General features: G+C 55.7%; 16 protein-coding genes and 6 tRNA genes. 13 read left to right on the forward strand and 9 right to left on the reverse strand.

Translation table 11 applies throughout. The annotated features are described in order from the left end of the window. Positions 1-107: 107 nt before the first annotated feature. Positions 108-1760, reverse strand: a complete 1653-nt coding sequence (gene ipdC / locus AC6I8I_RS13715; RefSeq protein WP_312758959.1) for an indolepyruvate decarboxylase — start codon at positions 1758-1760, stop codon at positions 108-110. A 219-nt stretch (positions 1761-1979) separates the two neighbouring features. Here ipdC and mgrA point away from each other — a divergent pair, with 219 nt between their 5' ends. Both mgrA and AC6I8I_RS13725 read left to right on the forward strand, forming a co-directional pair. Further along, positions 1980-2969, forward strand: a complete 990-nt coding sequence (gene mgrA, locus AC6I8I_RS13720) for an L-glyceraldehyde 3-phosphate reductase (protein WP_497827975.1) — start codon at positions 1980-1982, stop codon at positions 2967-2969. Positions 2970-3140: 171 nt separating this feature from the next. Next, positions 3141-3512 (forward strand): DUF2502 domain-containing protein, encoded by a 372-nt coding sequence (locus tag AC6I8I_RS13725; protein ID WP_312057426.1) that lies wholly within the window; start codon positions 3141-3143, stop codon positions 3510-3512. Between the two features lie 46 nt (positions 3513-3558). On the opposite strand, the gene AC6I8I_RS13730 is transcribed toward AC6I8I_RS13725, so the two are convergent. Continuing rightward, positions 3559-4800, reverse strand: coding sequence for an Nramp family divalent metal transporter (locus AC6I8I_RS13730; protein WP_031375871.1), 1242 nt, complete (start codon positions 4798-4800; stop codon positions 3559-3561). Between the two features lie 370 nt (positions 4801-5170). Between AC6I8I_RS13730 and AC6I8I_RS13735 the strand changes: the two genes are divergently transcribed. After that, the gene (locus AC6I8I_RS13735) at positions 5171-6361 is read left to right on the forward strand and encodes a NupC/NupG family nucleoside CNT transporter (RefSeq protein ID WP_031375870.1); all 1191 of its coding nucleotides are present in this window, start codon (positions 5171-5173) and stop codon (positions 6359-6361) included. Positions 6362-6719: 358 nt separating this feature from the next. On the opposite strand, the gene AC6I8I_RS13740 is transcribed toward AC6I8I_RS13735, so the two are convergent. Then, positions 6720-6795 (reverse strand) — tRNA-Ala (locus tag AC6I8I_RS13740). Positions 6796-6839: 44 nt separating this feature from the next. Then, a tRNA-Ala gene (locus AC6I8I_RS13745) sits at positions 6840-6915 on the reverse strand. Positions 6916-7272: 357 nt separating this feature from the next. Between AC6I8I_RS13745 and AC6I8I_RS13750 the strand changes: the two genes are divergently transcribed. Together AC6I8I_RS13750 and AC6I8I_RS13755 are read left to right on the forward strand one after the other, a co-directional pair. Then, positions 7273-8061, forward strand: a complete 789-nt coding sequence (locus AC6I8I_RS13750; protein WP_312057429.1) for a formate/nitrite transporter family protein — start codon at positions 7273-7275, stop codon at positions 8059-8061. 112 nt (positions 8062-8173) lie between these two features. Continuing rightward, positions 8174-8527: a YfeC-like transcriptional regulator gene (locus AC6I8I_RS13755; RefSeq protein ID WP_312057431.1), complete on the forward strand. Its 354-nt coding sequence runs from the start codon at positions 8174-8176 to the stop codon at positions 8525-8527. A 36-nt stretch (positions 8528-8563) separates the two neighbouring features. Here AC6I8I_RS13755 and gltX read toward each other — a convergent pair whose 3' ends face one another. After that, positions 8564-9979 (reverse strand): glutamate--tRNA ligase, encoded by a 1416-nt coding sequence (gltX, locus tag AC6I8I_RS13760; RefSeq protein ID WP_312057433.1) that lies wholly within the window; start codon positions 9977-9979, stop codon positions 8564-8566. 270 nt (positions 9980-10249) lie between these two features. Between gltX and AC6I8I_RS13765 the strand changes: the two genes are divergently transcribed. From AC6I8I_RS13765 to AC6I8I_RS13785, 5 genes are all read left to right on the forward strand, one after another. Further along, positions 10250-10325 (forward strand) — tRNA-Val (locus tag AC6I8I_RS13765). A gap of 39 nt (positions 10326-10364) precedes the next feature. Further along, positions 10365-10440 (forward strand) — tRNA-Val (locus AC6I8I_RS13770). A 39-nt stretch (positions 10441-10479) separates the two neighbouring features. After that, positions 10480-10555 (forward strand) — tRNA-Val (locus AC6I8I_RS13775). A gap of 4 nt (positions 10556-10559) precedes the next feature. Continuing rightward, positions 10560-10635, forward strand: a tRNA-Lys gene (locus tag AC6I8I_RS13780). A 723-nt stretch (positions 10636-11358) separates the two neighbouring features. Beyond that, positions 11359-11703, forward strand: a complete 345-nt coding sequence (locus tag AC6I8I_RS13785) for a FlxA-like family protein (RefSeq protein ID WP_312055196.1) — start codon at positions 11359-11361, stop codon at positions 11701-11703. Here AC6I8I_RS13785 and AC6I8I_RS13790 read toward each other — a convergent pair. Next, positions 11700-12620 (reverse strand): LysR family transcriptional regulator, encoded by a 921-nt coding sequence (locus AC6I8I_RS13790; protein ID WP_312054990.1) that lies wholly within the window; start codon positions 12618-12620, stop codon positions 11700-11702. The genes AC6I8I_RS13785 and AC6I8I_RS13790 overlap by 4 nt on opposite strands. Positions 12621-12716: 96 nt before the next feature. Between AC6I8I_RS13790 and AC6I8I_RS13795 the strand changes: the two genes are divergently transcribed. Further along, a complete protein-coding gene (locus AC6I8I_RS13795; RefSeq protein WP_031375864.1) occupies positions 12717-13727 on the forward strand; it encodes a bile acid:sodium symporter family protein in 1011 nt (336 codons plus the stop codon). A gap of 27 nt (positions 13728-13754) precedes the next feature. On the opposite strand, the gene AC6I8I_RS13800 is transcribed toward AC6I8I_RS13795, so the two are convergent. From AC6I8I_RS13800 to zipA, 3 genes are all read right to left on the reverse strand, one after another. Continuing rightward, the gene (locus tag AC6I8I_RS13800) at positions 13755-13973 is read right to left on the reverse strand and encodes a DUF3820 family protein (protein ID WP_031375863.1); all 219 of its coding nucleotides are present in this window, start codon (positions 13971-13973) and stop codon (positions 13755-13757) included. Position 13974: 1 nt separating this feature from the next. Then, positions 13975-15993, reverse strand: a complete 2019-nt coding sequence (gene ligA, locus AC6I8I_RS13805) for an NAD-dependent DNA ligase LigA (protein WP_497827976.1) — start codon at positions 15991-15993, stop codon at positions 13975-13977. A 75-nt stretch (positions 15994-16068) separates the two neighbouring features. Next, positions 16069-17055 carry a cell division protein ZipA gene (zipA, locus tag AC6I8I_RS13810; RefSeq protein WP_312054994.1) on the reverse strand — a complete coding sequence of 329 codons (987 nt, stop codon included), beginning with the start codon at positions 17053-17055 and terminating at the stop codon, positions 16069-16071. Positions 17056-17273: 218 nt separating this feature from the next. Between zipA and cysZ the strand changes: the two genes are divergently transcribed. Further along, a complete protein-coding gene (gene cysZ, locus AC6I8I_RS13815; RefSeq protein WP_312054996.1) occupies positions 17274-18041 on the forward strand; it encodes a sulfate transporter CysZ in 768 nt (255 codons plus the stop codon). 141 nt (positions 18042-18182) lie between these two features. Then, on the forward strand, positions 18183-19154 hold the full coding sequence (gene cysK, locus AC6I8I_RS13820; protein ID WP_031375859.1) for a cysteine synthase A: 972 nt from the start codon (positions 18183-18185) through the stop codon (positions 19152-19154).

Consider the following 19154-nt stretch of genomic DNA (forward strand, 5'->3'; position numbering starts at 1 on the left):
CTGCCCATAAAACAACAACGCTCACCGGTGCGATTGGTGAGCGTCTACTCAGGTGCGCTACAGCCTAACCGCGATAGCCTGACCTGCACAGCGGCAACTATCTGAATCTATCCACCGTTGCGTTGATTCAGGCAGGCGGTGACTTTTCGCAGCAGCGGAGGCAAGTCCTCTTTCTGCATCACCACCTCAACCAGCGTCAGACGCTGAGGCTGAGAAAGTCGCGCCATTACTTCCTGTAACTGGACCGTTTCACTGATGCGCCAGCTCTGCGCCTGGCCGTGCAGGCTAAGGGCTTGCGGCAACGCCGTCCAGTTCCACTGAGCGATATCATTGTAACGTTGTGTTGCGCCATGAATCGCCCGCTCAACGGTATATCCTTCATTATTCAGCAGAAAGATAATTGGCTGCTGCTGGTCGCGCAACATTGACCCTAATTCCTGAATGGTCAGCTGTGCCGAACCGTCGCCAATAATCAGGATAACCCGGCGAGCGGGATCGGCGGTCTGCGCGCCAAACGCTGCCGGTAAAGTATAGCCGATCGATCCCCATAATGGCTGAACCAGTAGCTGCGCCTGTGCCGGCAAGCGCAACGCCGCCGCCCCAAAGGCCGCGGTACCCTGTTCGGCCAGAATAATATCGCCTGGCTGCAGAAATTCCTGCATCGCCTGCCAGAAAGCCTGCTGGCTGATGACCGCCGCTGCCTCAACCGGCGCGGCGGCTTCTGCCTGCGGCCCGAGCTGCCACTGCTGGCCATATTGGGCGAATAAGCCATCAAGTTCGCTTAGCGCATCGGCCATCGAAAGCGGTGAAAACGTTTCCCCGCCAACAGTAGCACTGTGCGGTTGCAGATCGATCAGACGTTCAGCGGCAAACTGCTGGGTAAAGCCGGCGGTAATGGTATCGGTGAAGCGTACGCCGACGCAGAGGGCGACATCAACCTGTTCGATCTGCTCACGGACCTGACCGGCGCTGCCCTCGCCCGCATAGGTGCCGACGAATCCCGGTTGCTGTTCATCCAGCACCCCTTTGCCCATCAGTAAACTGGCGCAGGGGATGGCGCGACGCTGGCGCAGCGCAGCCAGTGCCGGCTGCTGCTGCCAGCGCAACGCCAGAAAGTCCGCCAGTAACGACACCCGCGCGGCCGGTGCCAGCAATCGTTCGGCGGCCTGCCGGAAGGCTTCGCGTACCTGGTGTGATGAAGCGTGGAGCAGGTTTAACGGCTGCGTCGGTGGCTCAACCTCGCAGGCGGCGACGTCCACCGCCAGCGACAGATAACCGGGCTGGCGCATCTGCAGTGCGCTGACGATCACCCGGTCGATCTCCGCAGTGGCATTTTCCGCGGTTAACAGCGCGGTTGCGGCACTGACCTCTTCGGCCATGCGGATGAAATGGCGAAAGTCACCATCACCCAGCGAATGATGCACGCAATCACCCTGCTGCTGGGCCTGGGTCGCAGGGGCGCCGACAATCTGGATCACCGGCAGATGCTCGGCGTAACTGCCGGCAATGCCGTTGATGGCACTCAACTCGCCCACGCCAAACGTCGTCAGCAGCGCTGCTGCTCCACGGCAGCGGGCATAACCGTCTGCGGCGTAGGCGGCATTCAGCTCGTTGGCACAACCGACCCAATGGATCACCGGATGGTCGATAACCCGATCGAGAAATTGCAGATTGTAGTCACCCGGCACACCGAACAAATGCTGCACGCCAATCTCCTGCAGACGCGCCAACAGGTAGTCACCAACAGTAAAAGCGGACATAGCAGATTCCTTTTTTGGGAGAGTCGGCTTAAGTATCTGACAGCCTGTAAAATTGGCGAGAAAAGTGTCGCAGGTGCCAGCCACAATGGCTGGCAAGCCGCCGTTACGGCGGCGGATTACTCTGTAATTATGCGATCTGCGGCGCGTTGTCACTGAGTGTAACCGTATACACTGCTATCCTTTTGGCACAAATCCCCGTTTTTGACCCAGGAGCGTTGAATGTCGTCTTTCCCCCGTCCCGATCGATATCAGCAGATGGAATACCGCCGTAGCGGCCGCAGTGGCATCAAACTTCCCGCAATCTCACTTGGTCTGTGGCATAACTTTGGTGACAACACCCGGGTGGATAACAGCCGCGCCCTGCTGCGTCATGCGTTTGACCACGGCATTACTCACTTCGACTTAGCCAATAATTACGGTCCGCCGCCGGGTTCGGCGGAAGAGAATTTTGGCCGTATTCTGCGCGAAGATTTCCGTGCCCATCGCGATGAACTGATTATCTCGACCAAGGCGGGCTACACCATGTGGGACGGCCCGTATGGTGACTGGGGATCGCGTAAATATCTGGTGGCCAGCCTCGATCAAAGCCTGAAGCGCATGGGGCTGGAGTACGTTGATATCTTTTATCATCACCGTCCGGATCCGGAGACGCCGCTGGAAGAGACCATGCGCGCGCTGGATCAGGTGGTGCGTCAGGGCAAAGCGTTATACGCCGCCATTTCGAATTATCCGGCCGATCGCGCAGCCGAGGCGATTGCCATTCTGCGCGATCTCGGCACGCCGTGTCTGATCCACCAGCCGCGTTATTCGATGTTCGAACGCACCCCGGAGCAGGCTCTGATTCAGACGCTGGGTGATGCGGGTGTCGGCTGTATCGCCTTTTCACCGCTGGCGGGCGGCGTGCTGACTGACCGCTATCTGCAGGGCATTCCGGAGGATTCACGGGTAGCAAGCGGCAGTAAATTCCTCAATGAGAATCAGCTGACCGACGAGAAGATGGAAAAAGTCCGCAAGCTGAATGAGATTGCCCTCCAGCGTGGACAAAAACTGGCGCAGATGGCGCTGGCCTGGGTGTTGCGCGACGATCGGGTGACCTCAGTATTGATCGGGGCCAGCAAAACCGCCCAGATTGATGATGCGGTGGCGATGCTCGCCAGCCGTCAGTTTGATCAGGCGGAGCTAGCCGCAATCGAAGCGGCCCTGCAGTAACCTTTTATCGCCCGGCGCAGGCCGGGCATTTTCTGCGCCAGAATAGTCTCAATCCCCTTTTTCTCCCCAATTTCCTCACAATCTTCCGACACAATGATGCGGTAACAACAGCAATACGCAGGCATAATCGCTGCGCCGCAACAGCATCAGACTGTTGATGAGGAGAAAAAAATGAAAAGAGCCGTTTTGTTTGCCGCCTTGCTGGCAATGTTATCACCGCTGGCAGTACACACCGCACACGCGTCCAGTGCCTCAATAACCCTGGCCCCCGGCGTAACGCTGCAACTTGGCGACCGCGACCGTCGTGGCTACTACTGGGATGGCGGCCACTGGCGTGAACCGCGCTGGTGGAACGATCGTTATTCCTGGAATGAGCGCCGCTGGTGGCGTCATGAAGAGTGGCGTCGTCATCAGGAGTGGGAGCGCGAACGTCGCTGGCACCAGCGTGACCGGGATCGTCGCTGGGAACATCAGCATCGCCGCGATCATCATGACCGCCACGATCACCATGGCCGCGACCACCATGGACGCGACCATCATTAAGGCAAAACGCCCGGCATCACCGGGCGTTTATCATTACCTATCGCCGTTATAGTCCCAGCGCTTGTCCCACCAGCAGATAGATATTCAGCGTAATCACCAGCGCCACAATCACCCAGCCAGTCAGCTGCATCAGACGAGAATTCACCATCTCATCGCCCATCAGTTCACGGTTGCCGGTGAACGCCAGCAGCGGAATTAACGCCAGCGCGATACCAAAGCTGAGCAGCACCTGACTCATCACCAGAATGCGGGTCGGGTCCCAGCCCGCCCAGATGACAATAAAGGAGGGCAGCATGGTCACCGTGCGGCGCACCCAGAGCGGGATATGGAAACGGATAAAGCCCTGCATCACCACCTGTCCCGCCAGCGTACCGACCACCGTCGATGATAAACCCGCGGCCACCAGGCTCAGGCCAAACACGATGGCAGCGGCTTCGCCCAGTAACGGCTGCAGCGTCAGGTAAGCCTGATCGAGTTCGGCAATTTTACTGTGCCCACTAAAGTGGAAGGCCGCGGCTGCAGTTGCCATCATCGCCAGGTTAACGAATCCGGCGATGGTCATCGCAATCGCCACGTCCAGTTTGGTCGACGAGTAACGCTGACCTTTGCTGTCGCTGCTTTTGCCCTGGGTCAGTGCGGAGTGCAGGTAGATCACGTGCGGCATAATGGTCGCCCCCAGCACCCCGGCGGCAAGGAACACCGCGTCTGAGGTCGGCAAAGAGGGTAGCGCCATGCCGAGCACCAGTTCACTGACCTTGGGCTGGGAGAAGAACAGCTCAACGATATAGGCAGCGGCGACAAACAGCAGCAGCCCGCCAATCACCAGCTCCAGCGGCTTTTGTCCGCGACTCTGTAACATCAGGATCAGGAAGGTGGCGATACCGGTCAGCACCGCGCCCTGCATCAACGAGATGCCCAGCAGCAGTTTGAAGCCCAGCGCCGCGCCGATAAATTCCGCCAGATCGGTGGCCATGGCGATGATTTCCGCCTGCACCCAATAGAACCACACCGCTGGCCGGGGAAAGCGGTCGCGAATATGTTCAGCGAGGTTTTTACCGGTAGCGATGCCCAGTTTGGCCGACATCAGCTGGATCAGCATCGCCATGATGTTGGCCCACACCACCACCCACAGCAGTTTATAGCCGTACGCTGCGCCCGCCTGAATATTAGTCGCAAAGTTGCCCGGATCGATATAGCCGATAGCGGCAATAAACGCGGGTCCCAACAGTGCGAGTTTGACTTTTCTTACTCCGCGAGCGGCGCGCTCGGCGGTACGACTTTCAAACATATACGGTACCCTGTCTGAACATGTGCCTACCCCGGCAAGCTTAGGAGGAAGCGGTTGCAAGTGAAATTCGATTATTGTTATTGGTGAAATAGATGCTGCTATAAAGTATAGCCATTGCTATATCTTACAGTAAAGGAAGTGAGTGCTAAAAATGTGAGCAACGATGTCACTCTACGCCCGGGGCAAAATATAGACAATAAATTTGTGGTTATCTACTGTGAAGGTTTTGTAAACGAGACGTGATCGCTGAGAGTTTTCTGGAAAATAAGGTGATAGCGAATACTTATATTGTGGCTCAGATCTCGTTTTTAAGTAACGCGTTACATAGAATACGCAGCAAAATACAACCCTCCTCAAATTTGGAGCAACCATGTCCCATATTTTGCAGTTTCTTTTAGCACTGGTGGTGGTCGGCGTGTTGGCCTTGCTGGTCAGTCACGACCGAAAAAGTATTCGCATTCGCTACATTATACAGCTTCTGGTGATTGAAATTGTGCTCGCCTGGTTCTTCCTGAACTCCGAAGCGGGACTCGGATTCGTCAAAGGCTTTGCCGGCGTGTTTGACCATCTGCTGAAATATGCGGCTGAGGGTACCAACTTCGTCTTCGGCAATATGAATGATAAAGGCCTCGCCTTCTTCTTCCTCAACGTACTGTGCCCGATCGTCTTTATCTCTGCGCTGATCGGTATCCTGCAGCACTTCCGCATTCTGCCGTGGGTTATCCGTGGCATCGGCACCGTGCTGTCAAAAGTGAATGGCATGGGCAAGCTGGAATCGTTTAACGCCGTGAGTTCTCTGATACTGGGACAGTCAGAAAACTTCATTGCCTATAAAGATATCCTCGGCCAGATGTCACAGCGCCGGATGTACACCATGGCGGCCACCGCGATGTCGACCGTTTCGATGTCGATTGTCGGCGCTTACATGACTATGCTGCAGCCTAAATATGTGGTCGCGGCGCTGGTACTGAACATGTTCAGCACCTTTATCGTGCTGTCACTGATCAACCCTTACCGCGTCGACAGCGAAGAAGATCTGCAACTGCAGGATCTGCATAAAGGCCAGAGCTTCTTTGAAATGCTGGGCGAGTATATCCTGGCCGGTTTCCGCGTTGCCATCATTGTGGCCGCGATGCTGATCGGTTTTATCGCACTGATTTCAGGTCTGAATGCGCTGTTTGACGTGATTTTCGGTATCACCTTCCAGGGCGTACTGGGTTATGTCTTCTACCCGTTTGCCTGGGTGATGGGCGTGCCGGCAGGTGAAGCGTTGCAGGTTGGCAGTATTATGGCCACCAAGCTGGTGTCTAATGAGTTCGTTGCGATGATGGATCTGCAGAAACTTGCTGGTCAGCTGTCACCGCACGCCGAAGGCATTCTGTCGGTGTTCCTGGTGTCGTTCGCTAACTTCTCTTCTATCGGCATTGTGGCAGGCGCCATCAAAGGTCTGAACGAAGAGCAAGGCAACGTGGTTTCCCGCTTTGGTCTGAAACTGCTGTATGGCTCAACCCTGGTCAGCGTGCTTTCAGCTGCGATCGCCGGTCTGGTGCTGGCGTTCTGATCTAAAAGGGCGAGCGGGTCTCGCCCTTCTCTTCTGTCTTTCTGCCCTTCCTGCTTCTTCCTGCTTCTGCTTCCTGTCGTCACGGCTCAGCAACATGCTGAGGCTGCGCATTAGCAATCGCTCAGCGCGGCACAACCAGCACAGCAGCGCGCCAGAGCCTAATCGTCGTGACAGACAACGAATAGCGCTATCGCCGCACAGCAGCGTGTGAGCGTGTGAGCGTGATGAGTTCGGCGATTGACAACAGAAGGTTCAGATACGGGATAATCGGCGGGTAAACGTCAGACGTGACGCGTTGGCGCGGTTAAGCGAGAAGTCGAAATCAGAAAGGCGAATTTGACAGAGAATTGTCAGAAAATGGTGGAGATAAGCGGGATCGAACCGCTGACCTCTTGCATGCCATGCAAGCGCTCTCCCAGCTGAGCTATACCCCCACATCTGGAATTGTTTTTCAGTACCAAACTTTTGGGAAGAAGTTTGGTGGAGCTAAGCGGGATCGAACCGCTGACCTCCTGCATGCCATGCAGGCGCTCTCCCAGCTGAGCTATAGCCCCGAACCGAAAAACTGTCGTGTTAAGCGACGGACGGCATAATATGAAACCCCCTCCAGGGTGTCAACGGCAAAATCACATTCTGTGTTTGATCGCTGAAAAAGACGGCAACCTGAGCGGTTTCAGCAGCATGCCAGCGCCAGAACCGCAGCGGTAACTGCCTGAGCGTTTTTTTTCTGTTATTCAGACGGCGGCCAGGTTAAATCACGGTTAAATATGTTATGGGAATTTTCTTGTCTTCGTCTTTTTCGCATGCAAAACTTAGCGCGCTAATTAAGCGGTCACCGGACCCCTCTCCCGCCGGCCGCGCGTCCACCAGGCGTTTACCGTCCCATTAATCAAAAAAACTATTGAGATACTATGTCACTGCATACACCAAAAGAAATCGCCCAACTGGCGATCCAGGCAGGCGTGGCCAAAAGCCGCGCGCCGATCAGCATTCTTCTGATCCTCGGCTTTATGGCCGGCGCTTTTATTGCCACCGGCTTCCTGCTGGATCTGCATGTCATTAATTCCCTGCCTGCCGACTGGGGCTCGTTCGGCGGCCTGTTGGGCGCGGCGGTCTTTCCGGTCGGACTCATTCTGACGGTACTGGCGGGCGGAGAGCTGCTGACCGGCAATATGATGACCTTACCGGTAGCCTGGTTTGCCCGTCGTATCTCGTTTTTCAGCGTCGCGCGTAACTGGTTTTGGGTGACGCTGGCTAACTTTCTCGGCAGCGTCGCGGTGGCCTGGTTCTTTGGCCACATGCTGGGCATGACCGAAGGGGATTACCTGAAGAAGACTGTCGCCATCGCCTCAGCGAAAGTGCACGCCGATTTTCTGCACGCCTTCATTTCCGGCGTAGGCTGTAACTGGCTGGTCTGTCTGGCGGTGTGGCTGGCGTTTGCCAGTAAAGATGTGGTCGGCAAAATTTTCGGCATGTGGTTCCCGGTGATGGCCTTCGTCGCCATTGGCTTCCAGCACGTGGTGGCCAATATGTTCATCATTCCGGCCGCTATTTTCGCCGGTCAGATGAGCTGGGCAGAGTACTTCCCTAACTTTGTCGCGGTATTTTTAGGTAATGGCGTCGGCGGTGCCGTTTTCGTCGGTCTGGCCTACTTCCTCGCCTTCCGCCCTGCTGTTGAACCTGCCAGCAGCGTGCAATAAATGATTTTTTGCCTTTTGTCGAGTGGCAAAAGGCAATTTCACCTTCAGTTACTTTCACCCGTTACGTTTTGCTGTAATATGTAGTGCTAATGTATTTAACAGGGACAGCACTGTGAAAAAGGAATGGCTCACTCCCGAAGAGTTAGCGGCAGAAACGGGTTACAGTCGACAAACGGTGAATAAGTGGATCAAGCGGGAAAACTGGACCACCACGCCAAAGCCCGGTGTACAAGGCGGTAAGGCTCGCCTGATCCATATTGATGAGCGTGTTAAAAGTTTTATCCAGGCAACGCGCAACCTGAATGAAACCTCAGCGACCTATGGCACAGCCCCTCATTCATTGCCTGCGTTATTAATAAGTTCCGTCCAGCAAATGAGTCAGGCAGAGCAGGATCAGTTCACGGCATTAATATTACGTGAAGGGATTAAAGGCGTATTGCAGCGGCTGGGGATTAATGAAGAGTAAAAAAAACCGGAAGCGTGCTGCTTCCGGCTTGTTTATTCAGGCCTGCGCTTCGCGCTCACTGATAAAGGCCAGCGCCTGCTCGATGCGCGCGACGCTGCGGCTACGGCCAATCGCTTCAACGGTCACGTCCAGACCCGGTGACTGACCGGCACCGGTCACCGCCACACGCAGCGGCATACCGACTTTACCCATTCCGACTTCCAGCTCATCTGCGGTGCTCTGAATCGCCTGATGAACGTTTTCTGCTGTCCAGTCGCTGATGGCCGCCAGCTTATCACGCACCACTTCCAGCGGCTGACGTGCAACCGGACGAAGATGTTTCTTCGCAGCATCGGCATCAAACTCATTAAAGTCTTCATAGAAATAACGGCAGGAAGCCGCCATCTCTTTCAGCGTCTTACAACGTTCACCCAGCAAACCCACTAGCTTCGCCAGTTCCGGACCGGTACGGGTATCAATTTTCTGCTGTTCAATATGCCATTGCAGATGCGTCGCAACATATTCTGGCGGCAGCGCATTAATGTAATGGTGATTCAGCCACTGCAGCTTTTCGGTATTAAAGGCACTGGCAGACTTGCTGACCGCATCCAGCGTAAACAGCTCAGTCATCTCAGCAACGCTAAAGATCTCCTGATCGCCATGTGACCAGCCGAGGCGAACCAGGTAGTTCAGCAGCGCTTCCGGCAGATAACCATCATCACGATACTGCATAACACCAACGGCACCGTGACGCTTGGACAGTTTCTTGCCATCGTCGCCGAGGATCATCGACACGTGGGCATAGACCGGCACCTGAGCGCCAATCGCTTTCAGGATGTTGATCTGGCGCGGGGTGTTGTTGATATGGTCTTCGCCACGAATGACGTGCGTGATGCCCATATCCCAGTCATCAACCACTACGCAGAAGTTATAGGTTGGTGAACCGTCGGTGCGGCGGATGATCAGATCATCCAGCTCCTGGTTGCTGAATTCAATCGGACCGCGGATCTGGTCATCAAAAATGACCGAACCGTCCTGCGGGTTGCGAAAACGCACCACGCAAGGCTCATCGGCTGCATGATGATCGTGACTGTCACGGCAGCGACCGTCGTAACGCGGCTTTTCGCCGTTTGCCATCTGCTGTTCACGCAGGGCCTCGAGACGTTCTTTCGAGCAGTAACATTTATAGGCTGTGCCCGCTGCCAGCATCTCATCAATCACCGCGTTGTAGCGATCGAAGCGTTTAGTCTGGTAATACGGGCCTTCATTCCAGTCGAGGCTCAGCCAGTTCATACCATCCATGATGGCTTCGATGGCCTCTGGCGTAGAGCGCTCCAGATCGGTGTCTTCAATACGCAGCACAAACTCGCCCTGATTGTGGCGGGCGAAGAGCCAGGAATAGAGTGCGGTACGGGCGCCGCCTACATGTAAATAGCCGGTAGGACTGGGCGCGAAGCGAGTTTTGATTTTCATTGAGTATTGCCTTAGATGCGCAGGTTCTCTGTCTGGATGACAAAAAACAGGTTAGACGCGAAAACAGTGGCCACATTCTAGCATCTGGCGGTGAATCCTCAATGCGTGCCCGTTGCCTGCGCCCGGCTAAAAGGGGCTTTTCTGCCAGTAAAACCAGCACATTGACTAAAAGCGCGACAGGATGTTTAAAAATAAACCGAACGCACATTTATGTTTTAAAAAGCGTTGACTCAAAATCAACTATCCCTATAATGCGACTCCACACAGCGGGGGTGATTAGCTCAGTTGGTAGAGCATCTCCCTTACAAGGAGGGGGTCGGCGGTTCGAACCCGTCATCACCCACCACTCTAAAAGGTGGCCCGCAGTGAACAGGATATAAGATATGGGTGATTAGCTCAGTTGGTAGAGCATCTCCCTTACAAGGAGGGGGTCGGCGGTTCGAGCCCGTCATCACCCACCATATCTTAGTGTGATACACGCCTGTTAAGCAGTACGAAGTGGGTGATTAGCTCAGTTGGTAGAGCATCTCCCTTACAAGGAGGGGGTCGGCGGTTCGAACCCGTCATCACCCACCACTTCGGGTCGTTAGCTCAGTTGGTAGAGCAGTTGACTTTTAATCAATTGGTCGCAGGTTCGAATCCTGCACGACCCACCAATTCAGAAGAAAGCGCCTTTAAGGCGCTTTTTTCGTTTCTGCAGCACGGAGTTAAACGTGCCGGATGAGAACCTGCCGCAGGTTCGACTGAATCGCCGGGAGCGGTTCAGGCTGATGCGGCAGCATCACCCGCAGGGCGTGGCCCCGGACGGGCCACGGCTTATCCTGCACGACCCACCAATTCAGAAGAAAGCGCCTTTAAGGCGCTTTCTTCGTTTCTGCTGCCCAGAGTTGAACGTGCCGGATGAGAACCTGCCGCAGGTTCGACTGAATCGCCGGGAGCGATTCAGGCTGATGCGACAGCATCACCCGCAGGGCGTGGCCCCGGATGGGCCACGGCTTATCCTGCACGACCCACCCATTCAGAATAAAGCGCCTTTAAGGCGCTTTTTCGTTTCTGCTGCCCAGAGTTGAACGTGCCGGATGAGAACCTGCGCAGGTTCGACTGAATCGCCGGGAGCGGTTCAGGCTGATGCGACAGCATCACCCGCAGGGCGTGGCCCCGGACGGGCCACGGCTTATCCTGCACGACCCACCAATTCAGAATAAAGCGCCTTTAAGGCGCTTTTTTCGTTTTCAGGCTCCGGTGCCAAACGTGCCACATCCGCCTTAACGGCGCAGACAATCTCTCCTCGCCGTTCTTTTCGCCTTCTTAACATTTTTCTTCTCAAGACATTTTTCCGCAGGCCGATATTTATATTAACTATTTGCAGGGAGAAAATGATGTCATCTATATCGGGCGTTTTAAGCAGTGCAGCCAGTAGCAGTGACAGCGGCGGCGGCAGTGTCGCGGCGCAGGTGGCCGCACTGAGCAAACAGATCCAGAACATCACTAAGCAACTGAAAGACCTGTCCGGCAATCACGATCTGTCTGACAAACAGAAAGCTGAGATGCAGCAGATGTATGAGTCGCAAATCACCATGCTGGAAGCGCAGATTGCGCAGTTAGAGCAGAAGCAAGCCGAACAGGCTGAGCAGAAAAGTGATGACAGCAAACTGCCAGGCGAAATCAAGGCGGACGGCGTCAACCGTCCAACCGACAACCACCAGCTCGATGTCTATATCTAAAACGGCGGATTGACCGCCCGTTGTTGCGCCAGCAGCGCGGCCTGCTGGCGCACCTCTTGCCAGATCGCTTCGGCCGCTGGCGTCAGCGAGCGATTTTTGCGCTTAATCAGCATCAGGCTGCGATTTATCTCCGGGTACAAACGTCTCACCGTCAGCGCCCGCCCGGCCGGCAGCGGTAAGGCCAGCGCCGGCAGAATGCTGATACCGATCCCCGCATCGACCATCGGGAACAGCGTGGCGGGATGACCAATATCCTGCACCACGTCGACCTGAATCTGCTGTTGCTGCATCGCTGCATCAATCAATACCCGACTGCCTGAAGCGTAATCCTGCAGCACCATAGTGCGCCCCGCCAGCATCGACCACTGCGCCTGTTCCACCAGCGCCAGCGGATCGTCATCACGGCACAATAAAAGAAACGGCTCATCCAGAATGGCGAGGCAATCGAAATCGGTATCACTGAGCGGACCGATGATAATGCCAAAATCGACCTCGGCGTTGCGCACGCTTTGCAATACCCACTGCTGGGCGCGATCGTGGAGGATCACTTTGATATCGGGAAAATGGTGCTGACTGGCCGCCAGGCATTGTGGCATCAGATGAGCTGAAATCGTCTGGCTGGCCGCCAGCCGCACCGTGCCGCTACGCTGCTCGCCATAGCTGCGGATATCCAGTAGCGTGGTGTTGATCTCTTCCAGCAATCGCTCCATGCGCGACGCCAGTTGCTGTCCGGCTTCAGTCAGCATCACTTCCCGCGTGGTGCGGTCCAGCAGGCGTACGCCGGTCTCCGCCTCCAGCTCTTTTATGCTGTGGCTGACCGCCGACTGACTCAGACCGATCGCCTGCCCGGCCTGACTGAATCCGCCGTAATGCGCCACCGCGATAAAGGTTCGCAACTGTCGTAGGGTATAATTCATCGATTCAGCTCATAGATTAATTCAATAAATCAATTTTATTTCTAAACCCGCTTCGCGCACAATCATTGCTATTCAATATTTAACCGGATTTTAACAATGGGATTTTTACGGCTCGATCCGATGATGGTCAAACTCATCATCACCGTGTTGCTGGCGTCTTTCCTGCCTGCAAAAGGCATTTTCGTCGATATCTTTAGCTATCTGACCACTGCCGCCATCGCCCTGCTGTTTTTCATGCACGGTGCCAAGTTATCACGTGAAAAGATCATCGCCGGCAGCAGTCACTGGCAGCTGCATCTGTGGATTATGTTCAGTACCTTTGTGCTGTTCCCGCTGCTCGGTCTGCTGCTGGTCTGGTGGCATCCGGTGAATGTCGGCCCCGAAATCTATACCGGCTTTATCTACCTCTGCATTCTGCCTGCGACGGTGCAATCAGCCATCGCCTTCACCTCAATGGCGGGCGGTAACGTCGCAGCGGCGGTCTGTAGCGCCTCAGCGTCGAGCCTGTTGGGGGTATTTATCTCCCCGCTGCTGGTTAATCTGGTGATGGATGTGCACAGCAATGCGCCATCAGATGGCCTGGAGCAAATCGGTAAGATTATGCTGCAGCTGCTGGTGCCTTTTGTGCTGGGTCATCTCTCGCGCCGCTGGATTGGTGCCTGGGTGGAGAAACATCGCAGTCTGATTGGCAAAACCGATCAGACTTCCATTCTGCTGGTGGTTTATTCCGCCTTCAGTGAAGCGGTCATCAACGGCATCTGGCACCGCGTCGGCGTCGATACGCTATTATGGATTCTGGCCGGATGCGTACTGCTGCTGACCGCAGTGTTGCTGATCAACCTGCTGGCATCACGTCTGTTCCGCTTTAAACGTGCCGATGAAATTGTGGTGCTTTTTTGTGGCTCGAAGAAGAGCCTGGCCAACGGCGTGCCGATGGCGAATATTCTGTTTCCCGCCAGCAGTGTAGGGATGATTGTGCTGCCCTTAATGATCTTCCATCAGGTTCAGCTGATGGTTTGTTCATTTATCGCCGGGCGCTACAAAAAGAGTGGCGAGAAGCTGCAGGCGCAGCAGGTTAAAGCGCCGGTGATGGAGTCGCAAAAGTAGAGATACTGCCCGCCAGCGCGGGCAGAATTAATTGCCGGCCTTAAGCGGTTTAACCAACCCTTCAAGGCCTTCAATTTTGATTGCCAGCGTCAGTTGCATCAGATCACCCAGCTGGCCTGACGGAAAATCCCCGCTGCGGGCAAACCACAGCAGGTAAGGCTCGGGCAGATCGATCAGCATCCGCCCTTTGTACTTACCAAAGGGCATCGCGGTATTGGCGATCGCCACCAGCTGATGTTTCTCCATCTCAGGCACCCAGCAGACGGATCATTTCCGCTTCATCGATCACCTCAATCCCCAGCTCCTGCGCTTTTGCCAGCTTGGAACCGGCCGCTTCACCAGCAATCAGCAGATCGGTTTTCTTCGAAACGCTGCCGCTTACCTTTGCGCCCAGCGCAATTAACTGCGCTTTGGCATCATCACGGTTCATCTGCGACAGCGAACCGGTTAGCACCACCGTTTTACCCGCAAACGGACTGTCGATCTCCTCGGCTCTCACCACCACCACCGCTGGCCAGTGAATGCCGATCTCCTCAACCAGCTGACGGATAACCTCGCGGTTACTCTCCTCTTCCATGAAGTTACGCACGTGAGTCGCCACCACTTTGCCGACATCCGGCACCGCAATCAGCGCCTCCAGATCGGCATCCATCACTTTTTCCAGTTCACCAAAATGGTTAGCCAGATTAGCGGCGGTCGCTTCACCGACTTCGCGAATGCCGAGCGCATAGAGAAAGCGCGCCAGGGTGGTTGATTTCGCCTTTTGCAGCGCATCCACCACGTTTTGCGCCGATTTCGGCCCCATACGATCGAGGCCGGTCAGCACACCGGCGGTCAGGCGGAACAGGTCAGCCGGGGTTTTGACATACTCTTTTTCCACCAGCTGGTCGATAATCTTATCGCCCATGCCGTCCACATCCATCGCCCGGCGCGACACAAAGTGCTTCAGCGCTTCTTTGCGCTGGGCACCACAGATCAGCCCGCCGGTGCAGCGCGTGACCGACTCCCCTTCCACCCGCTCAACGTCCGACCCACAGACCGGACAATGTTGCGGAAACACCACTTCACGGGCGTCATCGGGGCGTTCCGTCGTTACCACATTAACCACCTGCGGAATGACATCGCCCGCGCGGCGAATCACCACCCGATCGCCGATGCGCAAGCCGAGGCGCTCAATTTCATCGGCATTGTGCAGCGTGGCATTGCTGACGATAACGCCGGCCACCTGAACCGGTTCGAGCCGCGCCACCGGCGTAATCGCGCCGGTGCGTCCGACCTGAAACTCGACGTCGCGCACCCAGGTCATCTGCTCCTGAGCCGGGAACTTAAAAGCAATAGCCCAGCGTGGTGCGCGAGCCACGAAGCCGAGCTGCTCCTGCAGCGCCTGCGAATCGACTTTGATTACCACACCGTCGATATCAAAACCGAGCGTGGGCCGCTGCTGCTCAATCTCACGATAAAAAGCCAGCGCCTCTTCTGCGTTGTGCGCCAGACGGATCCGATCGCTGACCGGCAGCCCCCAGGCTTTGAACTGTTGCAGTCGCGCCAGGTGGCTGTGTGGAATATCGCCGCCTTCCAGCAGGCCAAAACCGTAGCAGAAGAAGGTCAGCGGGCGCTTAGCGGTAATGCGCGGATCCAGCTGGCGCAGCGAGCCTGCCGCCGCATTACGCGGGTTGGCAAACACCTTGCCGTCGGTACGCCGTGCTTCTTCATTCAGTTTTTCAAAGCCGCGCTGGGTCATAAACACTTCGCCGCGCACTTCCAGTCGCGCCGGAATGTTGTCGCCCTTCAGCCGCAGCGGAATGGCGCGAATGGTGCGGACATTGGCGGTAATATTCTCGCCGGTAGTACCGTCACCGCGGGTCGCCGCCCGCACCAGCAGGCCGTTTTCGTACAGCAGGCTGACCGCCAGGCCATCCAGTTTCAGTTCGCAGCAGTAGGTGATGTCATCGCTGTTTTTCAGCCGATCCTGCACCCGCTTGTTGAAAGCCATAAAGGTGGCTTCATCAAAAGCGTTATCCAGCGACAGCATCGGGACTTCATGACGCACCTGCTCGAACACCGTCAGCGGCGCAGCTCCGACACGCTGAGTAGGCGAGTCCGGAGTGATCAGCTCGGGATGCGCCGCTTCCATCTCACGCAGCTCACGCATCAGACGATCGTATTCGGCATCCGGTACTTCCGGCGCATCCATAACGTGGTAGAGATATTCATGATGACGCAACGTTGTGCGCAGTTCGGTGATTTGATCCTGGACGGATTTCATAAAGCCCCATCAGATAAAAAACCCCCGACAGGCGGGGGTTTGTTTTGACAATTCAGTTAACCGTTAGCGCAGGTCTCAGATGCCGACCACATCGCGAATGCGCGCTTTGTAGGTTTCCAGCTTCTGTGGTGTCATCATGCGGCGCTCATCATCCAGCACCACACCGCCGACATCATCCGCGATACGCTGCGCCGACTGTAACATCAGCTTGAAGTTCTGATTCGCATCCCCATAGGAAGGCACCATCATAAAGATAGAGATGCCAGGCGTGCTGAAATCAGTCATCAGATCAGGATTGAACGAACCCGGTTTAACCATATTGGCCAGGCTAAACAATACCGGACCGCTGCCTGCCGGGCTGAGATGACGGTGGAAAATGTTCATTTCGCCAAACTGGAAGCCAGCCTGCAGAATCCCCTGCAGCAGCGCTTCACCGTTCAGCTCGCCACCGGAGTGCGCGGCCACATGCAGCACCAGCACCGCCTCTTTAGGCTTCTCTGCTGGCGCTTTGGTTTCAGGCGCAGCAACCACCTCAGACTGCGGCTCAGGCTCAGCCTGATACTGCGGTTCCGGCTGTACCGACTCCAGCGGATCTAAATCGAGCAGCGGATCGGCCTGCACCGGCGGCGCGACAAAGGTCGGCGCAGGTTGCTGCTGGCGGACCGGCTCAGGACGCGGCTGCGGCTTAGGCTGCGGTGCCGTGTCGAACAGCGGATCGCTTTCAGGTTCAGACTGCGGTGCAGGTCGCGGCGCGGGCTGACGCACAGGCTCAGCGGCCGCAGGCTGACGCGGCGCTTGTGGCTGTGAATCGCGAACTTCATCGAAACGCGGTTCCTGATGAGTCGGACGCTCAGGGCGTACACGTACCTCACCGACGCCGTCGTCCTCGTCGTCAATCAGGTCCTGCTCATCATGTTCATCACGTTGTTTAAGACGTTTGTGCGGGCGATCGCGGAACACTGACGAGCGCTCTTTTCGGCTGGTCCACAGCCCGTGAAGAAGGAGCGCTATAATGGCGATCGCGCCAACAACGATTAATATCAGACGCAAATCCTGCATCATTGTATTCTCTGTTGTTCCAATACCTTGCCACCGCGGCAAACTTTATCCTCTAACTGTATTTGCCCTGCTACACAAGTGCAAGTCTGTGCACTATTTTCTGACAAATAAGATAGGCGACCCACGCTTTTTCGCTGTTTTTTTACCCAAACGGCAGCTGGTCAGCAGAAAAAGCCAGGTTATAGTGGGCGCGGCTTAACATCTTCAGGAGAATTGGCTTTATGGCCCGTGAGAAATCGGTCTCAAATTTTAACGGTGTGCACTATTTCAGCCAGGGCTGGAAACTGGTGCGTTTACCGGGCATCCGGCGTTTTGTGGTGATGCCACTGCTGATTAACATCGTAATGCTGGGCGGCGCGTTTATCTGGCTATTTTACCGGCTGGGCGACTGGATCCCACGCCTGCTGGCTCATATCCCGGACTGGCTGCAGTGGCTGAGCTATCTGCTGTGGCCGCTGTCGGTGATTGCAATTGTGCTGGTGTTTAGCTACTTCTTCTCCACGCTGGCGAACTGGATTGCCGCGCCCTTCTGCGGACTGCTGGCCGAGCAGCTCGAAGGTCGTCTTACCGGTAAGCCGTTGCCCGACAGCGGTTGGGCTGGATTGATTAAGGATGTGCCGCGCATCATGAAGCGTGAGCTGCAAAAGCTGGGGTACTACCTGCCGCGCGCCATCGGGCTGCTGCTGCTCTACTTTATTCCCGGCTTCGGCCAGACCGTGGCGCCGGTGCTGTGGTTCCTGTTCAGCGCCTGGATGCTGTCGGTGCAATATTGTGACTATCCGTTTGATAACCATAAAGTCCCTTTTCAGCAGATGCGCAACGCCCTGCGACAGCACAAAACCGCTAACATGCAGTTTGGCGCACTGATTAGTCTGTTCACCATGATTCCGATTCTGAACCTCGCCATCATGCCGGTTGCTGTTTGCGGTGCCACGGCAATGTGGGTCGATCGCTATCGACAGAACCTGGCGCATCCCGGTTTGCGTTAGACCTCTCAGCCGGCCTTATGCTCTTTTTAACGAGGCTTATTGCCGGCTGACATATAGATATGCGATTTCTTTCCTTCCGCACCCAGGCAGAACAGGTATGCTCAGAGGGTTCCCAATAATTCATACAGTTAAGGGCAGGCTATGAGTAAGATCTATGAAGACAACTCTTTGACAATTGGTCATACGCCACTGGTTCGACTGAACCGTATCGGTAACGGCCGCATCCTTGCGAAAGTTGAATCCCGTAACCCGAGCTTCAGCGTGAAATGCCGTATCGGTGCCAATATGATTTGGGACGCAGAGAAACGCGGCATTCTGAAACCGGGCGTTGAACTGGTTGAACCAACCAGCGGTAACACCGGTATCGCGCTGGCCTATGTGGCGGCGGCGCGCGGTTACAAACTGACGCTGACCATGCCGGAGACCATGTCGGTTGAGCGTCGTAAGTTGCTGAAAGCGCTGGGCGCACAGCTGGTGCTGACCGAAGGTGCCAAAGGCATGAAAGGCGCGATCGCCAAAGCAGAAGAGATCGTCGCCAGTAACCCGGATAAATATGTGCTGTTACAGCAGTTCAGCAACCCGGCCAACCCGGAAATCCACGAAAAGACTACTGGCCCGGAAATCTGGGAAGATACCGACGGTGAAGTGGACGTGTTTATTGCTGGCGTCGGCACCGGCGGTACGCTGACCGGCGTGAGCCGCTACATCAAGAACACCAAAGGCAAAAAAGATTTGATCTCGGTCGCCGTTGAGCCGACGGACTCACCGGTGATTGCTCAGGCGCTGGCCGGCGATGAGATCAAACCAGGCCCGCATAAAATTCAGGGTATCGGTGCCGGCTTTATTCCAGGCAACCTTGATCTGAATCTGATCGATCGGGTCATTGCCATCAGCAATGAAGAAGCCATCAGCACTGCCCGTCAGCTGATGGAAGAAGAAGGTATTCTGGCCGGTATTTCATCTGGCGCGGCAGTCGCTGCGGCGCTGAAGCTGCAGGAAGATGAAGCTTTCGCCAATAAGAACATTGTGGTGATCCTGCCCTCTTCCGGCGAACGCTACCTCAGTACCGCCCTTTTTGCCGACCTGTTCACCGAAAAAGAGCTGCAGCAGTAA

Source organism: Pantoea sp. X-Soil-YNGN-775 (genome assembly GCF_059730575.1).

What these genes read in the sequence shown, in the direction of transcription:
- AC6I8I_RS13785 (WP_312055196.1), top strand. Translation starts at nt 11,359, where the DNA reads ATGTCATCTATATCGGGCGTTTTAAGCAGTGCAGCCAGTAGCAGTGAC.
- AC6I8I_RS13735 (WP_031375870.1), top strand. Translation starts at nt 5,171, where the DNA reads ATGTCCCATATTTTGCAGTTTCTTTTAGCACTGGTGGTGGTCGGCGTG.
- gltX (WP_312057433.1), bottom strand. Translation starts at nt 9,979, where the DNA reads ATGAAAATCAAAACTCGCTTCGCGCCCAGTCCTACCGGCTATTTACAT.
- AC6I8I_RS13750 (WP_312057429.1), top strand. Translation starts at nt 7,273, where the DNA reads ATGTCACTGCATACACCAAAAGAAATCGCCCAACTGGCGATCCAGGCA.
- ipdC (WP_312758959.1), bottom strand. Translation starts at nt 1,760, where the DNA reads ATGTCCGCTTTTACTGTTGGTGACTACCTGTTGGCGCGTCTGCAGGAG.
- AC6I8I_RS13790 (WP_312054990.1), bottom strand. Translation starts at nt 12,620, where the DNA reads ATGAATTATACCCTACGACAGTTGCGAACCTTTATCGCGGTGGCGCAT.
- zipA (WP_312054994.1), bottom strand. Translation starts at nt 17,055, where the DNA reads ATGATGCAGGATTTGCGTCTGATATTAATCGTTGTTGGCGCGATCGCC.
- cysZ (WP_312054996.1), top strand. Translation starts at nt 17,274, where the DNA reads ATGGCCCGTGAGAAATCGGTCTCAAATTTTAACGGTGTGCACTATTTC.
- AC6I8I_RS13800 (WP_031375863.1), bottom strand. Translation starts at nt 13,973, where the DNA reads ATGGAGAAACATCAGCTGGTGGCGATCGCCAATACCGCGATGCCCTTT.
- AC6I8I_RS13725 (WP_312057426.1), top strand. Translation starts at nt 3,141, where the DNA reads ATGAAAAGAGCCGTTTTGTTTGCCGCCTTGCTGGCAATGTTATCACCG.
- mgrA (WP_497827975.1), top strand. Translation starts at nt 1,980, where the DNA reads ATGTCGTCTTTCCCCCGTCCCGATCGATATCAGCAGATGGAATACCGC.
- ligA (WP_497827976.1), bottom strand. Translation starts at nt 15,993, where the DNA reads ATGAAATCCGTCCAGGATCAAATCACCGAACTGCGCACAACGTTGCGT.
- cysK (WP_031375859.1), top strand. Translation starts at nt 18,183, where the DNA reads ATGAGTAAGATCTATGAAGACAACTCTTTGACAATTGGTCATACGCCA.
- AC6I8I_RS13795 (WP_031375864.1), top strand. Translation starts at nt 12,717, where the DNA reads ATGGGATTTTTACGGCTCGATCCGATGATGGTCAAACTCATCATCACC.
- AC6I8I_RS13730 (WP_031375871.1), bottom strand. Translation starts at nt 4,800, where the DNA reads ATGTTTGAAAGTCGTACCGCCGAGCGCGCCGCTCGCGGAGTAAGAAAA.